At 44.6% G+C, this 5,393-nt stretch carries 6 protein-coding genes; 3 read left to right on the forward strand and 3 right to left on the reverse strand.

Features of this window, described 5'->3' with window-relative positions; all coding sequences use genetic code 11:
- The first annotated feature begins 114 nt into the window (after nt 1–114).
- Nucleotides 115–252 (forward strand): hypothetical protein, encoded by a 138-nt coding sequence (locus tag PSE7429_RS26430; protein ID WP_158467664.1) that lies wholly within the window; start codon nt 115–117, stop codon nt 250–252.
- On the opposite strand, the gene PSE7429_RS21280 is transcribed toward PSE7429_RS26430, so the two are convergent.
- On the reverse strand, nt 241–429 hold the full coding sequence (locus PSE7429_RS21280; protein ID WP_009629437.1) for a hypothetical protein: 189 nt from the start codon (nt 427–429) through the stop codon (nt 241–243). The two genes, PSE7429_RS26430 and PSE7429_RS21280, sit on opposite strands and share 12 nt — an antisense overlap.
- Nucleotides 430–477: 48 nt before the next feature.
- Nucleotides 478–1,149: a hypothetical protein gene (locus PSE7429_RS21285; protein ID WP_009629438.1), complete on the reverse strand. Its 672-nt coding sequence runs from the start codon at nt 1,147–1,149 to the stop codon at nt 478–480.
- Between the two features lie 123 nt (nt 1,150–1,272).
- Between PSE7429_RS21285 and PSE7429_RS21290 the strand changes: the two genes are divergently transcribed.
- The gene (locus tag PSE7429_RS21290; RefSeq protein ID WP_009629439.1) at nt 1,273–2,256 is read left to right on the forward strand and encodes a tRNA dihydrouridine synthase; all 984 of its coding nucleotides are present in this window, start codon (nt 1,273–1,275) and stop codon (nt 2,254–2,256) included.
- A gap of 4 nt (nt 2,257–2,260) precedes the next feature.
- On the forward strand, nt 2,261–3,451 hold the full coding sequence (locus PSE7429_RS21295; protein WP_071590188.1) for an esterase-like activity of phytase family protein: 1,191 nt from the start codon (nt 2,261–2,263) through the stop codon (nt 3,449–3,451).
- 31 nt (nt 3,452–3,482) lie between these two features.
- Here the strand turns inward: PSE7429_RS21295 and PSE7429_RS21300 are convergent, their stop codons facing one another.
- Nucleotides 3,483–5,219 carry a helicase HerA domain-containing protein gene (locus tag PSE7429_RS21300; RefSeq protein ID WP_009629441.1) on the reverse strand — a complete coding sequence of 579 codons (1,737 nt, stop codon included), beginning with the start codon at nt 5,217–5,219 and terminating at the stop codon, nt 3,483–3,485.
- Nucleotides 5,220–5,393 lie beyond the last annotated feature (174 nt).

Below are 5,393 nucleotides of genomic sequence, written 5' to 3' on the forward strand. Positions count from 1 at the left end.
ATTTTTGAAAGCGTTGCTTTGCAACGCTTTCAAAAATTTCCTTGGTTTGGGTTTGAGCGCAAAGCGCTGTAAAATTTGTCAGCTTAACCCGAACTGGCGTTAGAGTATTACAGGATGAACGCATTGGAACAAGATGGCTATAGTCTTGAAGATTTTGATCCCAAATGTGACAGTTGCAGTGCAGAATCACAAATTATGTCTGCCGAACAATGGCAAAAGAATCGCAAAAGCTCGATCGCGCTAGATCGATAAATGGTTAGTACTTTGAGTCTGGAACGAAGTTTTAACGGAAGGGGTATTACGAATTCCTGATGGGAGCAAGGAAAGGAGGATTGTCAGACAGGCGATCGCTACCATACTACCGATAAAAAATTTGGCAAACCATAATTCATTAACGTCGGATTTGGGATTGAGTTGAGGAGAAGACATAGTAATCTTGTTTGCAATATTGCCTAGGTATGTGGAGTTACTGACGAATTAATTTACGAAAGGAGTACCCCAGAAGTTCCAATTTTCTTTGTTAAAGGGCGATCGCCATTTCTCGATTAGAGTTCTTTCTAATTGCTGACGGGGGCGCGTAGCTGACGGAGCATCCCACCAGAAAGTCATCACAACTTGAGTCGGTAGATTGTGGGTGGTATGTAGTTCTCGGTAATTCAGAACATACCTTTTACAGTCATGAACTCCTTTCCATCTTTGATGTGATCGACAAGTCTCACCAATATAGAGTAGCACGGGAAGTTCTGGCTTTGTGAAATCGATTACAAAGTATATACAGGCATCACCACTATCAGCATTGGGTAATCGATAAAATTCTGCTGGTTGAATTGGCAATTTGAAGGGATCGATCGCATGGGGATCACAGTGATTAGACGGCAAATCGAATAAAGAGGTTTGGCGGACGGGGATCGCCTTGGTGATAGCATTCTGGTACTTGGCGATCGCCTGTTTCCAAGTTTGGAGAGATTGACTGCCCATTGTATAAATTGAGCTACTGTCATGGAGACGATTGCGCTGGGTTGCTTCGCTAAAGAGCGATCCCTGTTCGTAATTCAAACCCGACATGGATTTCAAATTCCTTGTCTCTAAATTTTGATTTGAAATGGCATCGGTATTTTTACTATTGTAGGGAGTGGGGCGATCGCTCATGATGGTTGTTATAATTTTGGAAGCCAGCCAAAGGCACAGCCTCAAAAATTATAATCAGATACCTTGCCAAAAGCCCTACCATTACCGATCGCTCAAGGGCAACCACTCACGGCACTCGCGCCCATGCAAGATGTGACGGATCTTGCCTTTATGCAAATGCTGAGCGAATATGGCTGTCCCGACTATTATGTGACTGAATACTTTCGCGTCTATGCAAACTCAAATATCGATAAGAAAATTCTGAGGTCAATTACGCACAATAATACGGGAAGACCTGTATTTGCTCAGTTAATTGGCGAGAGCATTCCCGATCTATTACGCATTACCAAGCAATTGATCGGCTATCCGATCGCGGGGATCGATCTCAATTTAGGCTGCCCTGCCCCGCGAGTTTATCGCAAAAATGTTGGAGGTGGGCTTTTGCGGGAACCTGACACCATCGAACGAATCTTTGCAGCCTTGCGATCGCAAATTTCGGGACTATTCACGGTCAAGATGCGGGTGGGCTTTGACTCAACCACTAATTTTGAGCGATTACTGCAATTAATTAATCAGTATCAGATTGATCTGTTGAGTTTGCATGGGAGAACTGTTAAGGAGCTATATCGAGGGGAAGTCCATTACGATCTGATTCGCCATGCCGTCCAAACCGTTAACTGTCCCGTGCTGGCTAATGGGAATATTACTTCCTATCTTAAGGCCGAAGCGGTTTTACAAGAGACTGGTGCGGCAGGGGTGATGATCGGACGGGCGGCAATTCGGAATCCTTGGATCTTTCAGCAAATACGCGATCGCTTGGCAGGTCAACCAGTCCGAGCGATCACACTCAGCGATGTCTATCATTACATTCAGCATCTCTATGCCATTACTTGCCAAGATACTTTGCGAGAAAAATCCCACATTAATAGTTTGAAAAAATTTCTGAACTTTATCGGTACGGGGATCGATCCCGAAGGTCAATTTTTAGCGGGAATGCGTTTAGTTCAGTCAAAGCAAGAGCTTTTTGAACTGTGCGATCGCCATTTATTAGAGCATCCCGATCAACCTTTGGCGATCGAACCCTACGAAAATCTGATCGCGCGTCCTAGTTGTGAATCCAATGCTTAAAAAAATGTCTTTACCGAAGAACTTTTGGAAGTTACTAATTTGGTTTTGGTTGGTCTTTTGCGCAACTTTTGCGATCGGCACTAGTTTTAGTGACTCATCGGCGCAGGCAAGCGATCGCACATTTACGAACGTATCGTTAGAATTTGTGAATGAGTACAAATTACCAAAACAAAAATTCGAGGATACGCCAGTTGGCGGGCTTTCAGGGCTAACCTACGATCGCGTTAATGATACTTTCTACGCAATTTCCGACGATCGCAGCGAATTTGCTCCCGCTAGATTCTATGCGCTCAAGTTGAAATTCAGTTCTAACAAAACCCAACCAACGCTAGACCATGTAGAAGTAATTGGTGTGGACTTACTGAAAGATAAAATGGGGCATACCTATCCCAAAGGCGAAATCGATCCAGAGGGAATCGCGCTCACAGGTGATCGCTCGGTGTTAATTGCCAGTGAGGGCGTAACTAGCAAAGGTATTCCGCCATTTATTGATGAATTCGATCTATTGACGGGCAAATGGCTTCGCAGTTTGCCAATTCCATCCCGCTATTTATTCGGCGCGACAAGTGACGAGGCGACTTCCGATCCAAATTCAAGGGTATCTAAGCCACAGGGAGTAAGAGATAATCTGGGCTTTGAATCTCTCACGGTAATTCGGGATTCGATTGGCGATCCCTATCGCGTCTTTACAATTACGGAGAATGCACTCGCTCAAGATGTGAGCCCCGATCTTCGAGAGCCTTCGGAAAGCCGCTTTTTGCATTATCTAGTCAGTAATATCGCCCCGATCATCGTTGCCGAGCATCGCTATCTTGTCGAGGCGATCGCTCCTCCCGTTAATCAAATCAGGGTAAATGAAATTGTAGCGATCGATCGCGGCGGTCACTTTCTCACCCTTGAGCGTTCTAATGGCTCGGCAGGATTGAGCGCTAAAATCTGGCAAATTTTTACGGGCGATGCGAATGATACTTCCTCAATTAAAAGTTTTCGTGTGACTCCTAATGTTCGATCAATCCGCAAAAAACTAGTTTTAGATTTAGCAACCCTCGGTATCAAATTAGATAATTTAGAAGGTATGGCGATCGGTCCACGCTTAGCGGATGGCTCTCAAAGCCTGATTTTAGCTAGCGATGATAATTTTAGTGAGGCCCAGTTTAATCAGTTCTTACTATTTCGTTTAAAAATTGCAAACTGATTCTGGCTTAAAATGTCACTTTCAGTAAAGACTAAAAGCCCAAATCGGCTTTGGCAGTTTCGGCAACTCTGAGAACCTCTGGCGTGGAAATTTCTTCCCAAGGAACTTCGCCGATCTCGCGATAGAAAGTCTCGTCATAGGGACGAGTTTGCACTACTACGGGCATCGGTACGGCGTGACCAAGTACTAATGCTTGCTGTTTAGAATCTAATTTCGATAGGATGGTGCGGAGGTTACCACTGCCCGCGACTCCCGTAAAGATCGCTTCAATATCTTTCTCATCATTCAGTAAAGCGGTGATTCTCGTGCCAATTTGGGACATTACTTCATTATCAATTCCCGATGGGCGTTGATCGACAATCAGCAAAGTCACGAAATATTTCCGCATCTCGCGGGCGATCGTTCCAAAAATCGTTTGTCTAGCTGTATTTGGTGCTAGAAATCGATGGGCTTCTTCGATGACGATCGTTAACTGCTGGGGGCGATCGCTAATATTTTTAGTTTGCAAAAAACGTTCGGCTTGCTGGACGTAGGAATGGTGGATCCGCCTAGTGATGATATTAGTTGCCAACATATAGGAGAGTAAGTTGGATTGCGAACCAAACTCAATCACAATATGCTTGCCTGCGGCGATCGAATCGAGAATGCGCTTAATATAATTTTCGGGACAGGCTGGGCGTAAATATTTGAGATCGTCAAGACGGTTCAGTTTCCGCTGAAGAGCCATGATCGAAGACTTGCTACCCATCTTCTGCTCGCAAAATTCTTGAATTTCGGCATTAGTCATCGCCAATAATCGCGAAATCCAATTCTTCCCAAACTCATTCCTTAAAATAATCGCGTTTTCTAAACTTGCTTCGGAGAGGTTTAATTCTTCGCGAATGAGCATTAAGTCTTCGACATCAATCTGATCGTAGCTAATGTAAAGCTCCTGTGCATCGCGAACTCCCCGCCGCTTGGTCGAGTCGGGATCGAGGGTGTAAATTTGCACCTGTGCGGGAAATAGCTGCCTTAAGCCTTTAACCGTGCTAAATCTTTTCCCTTCGGTGGCAGCTTCCCATCCATACTCAGAATGCATGTCAAAGATTAAAGTTACTGCCGCTTGCTTACGGATGATGCCCGATAGTAACAGGCGCGTCAAAAAGGATTTTCCCGTTCCCGATTTACCAAATACACCGTTACTCCGCTCGACAAAGCGATCAAGATCGAGACAGATGGGTACGGGCATATCAATAGGCTGCCCGATCGCAAAATTGCGTTTTTGAGGATCGTTTTCCCATCCAAATACTATCCGAAAGTCTCGCTCCGTGGCATCAAATACCTGCGCGAAATGGCTGGGAATTGTTTTTACTGGTAAGAGTTGAAAATCGCTAATTTCCTCGCTTTCAGAGGTTACATTTTTTTTGCGTTTAGTCTTTTTGACGCGATCGCTAGTTTGAATGCTTCTTTGCGCGATTAGATCGAAGGGATTTGCGGGTACAAACATCAACATTGGCGTTAAGGCGATCGTCCCGAATGTGCCCGTACCTGCCAAAATTTCAGTTAAAAAGGTATTCTCAGGATCGGGTGGATTCATGAGAATGCGGGGGCTTGCTGTCCCAAGGGTGACATTGGTGAGGATGCAAAAAAAATGGGTATGCCGACCATAGACCACCAAGAATTTGCCGACACGCATATCTTCGACAGAAATCTCGCCATTGAGTCGAACTTCTAACCCGTCACTTAGCGATCCCTGAACAACAATGCCTAATGGTTGCAATGAACTCATGCAAAACCTTTCGCCTATTTTTCCCTAGAGTAGCAAAAAAGGTCATGCTCTAGATGCTAATCCCTATCAAAAAAATAGAGGACGCTATGCGTCCTCTATTTTTTTGGTTTATTTTAACGTCAGTTCGGGTTAAGCTAGCAAATTTTAAAAGCCCAAAAGTAAAAGCCTTGCGTA

Source organism: Pseudanabaena biceps PCC 7429 (genome assembly GCF_000332215.1).
In the GTDB taxonomy this organism is placed as follows: Bacteria; Cyanobacteriota; Cyanobacteriia; order Pseudanabaenales; family Pseudanabaenaceae; genus Pseudanabaena; species Pseudanabaena biceps.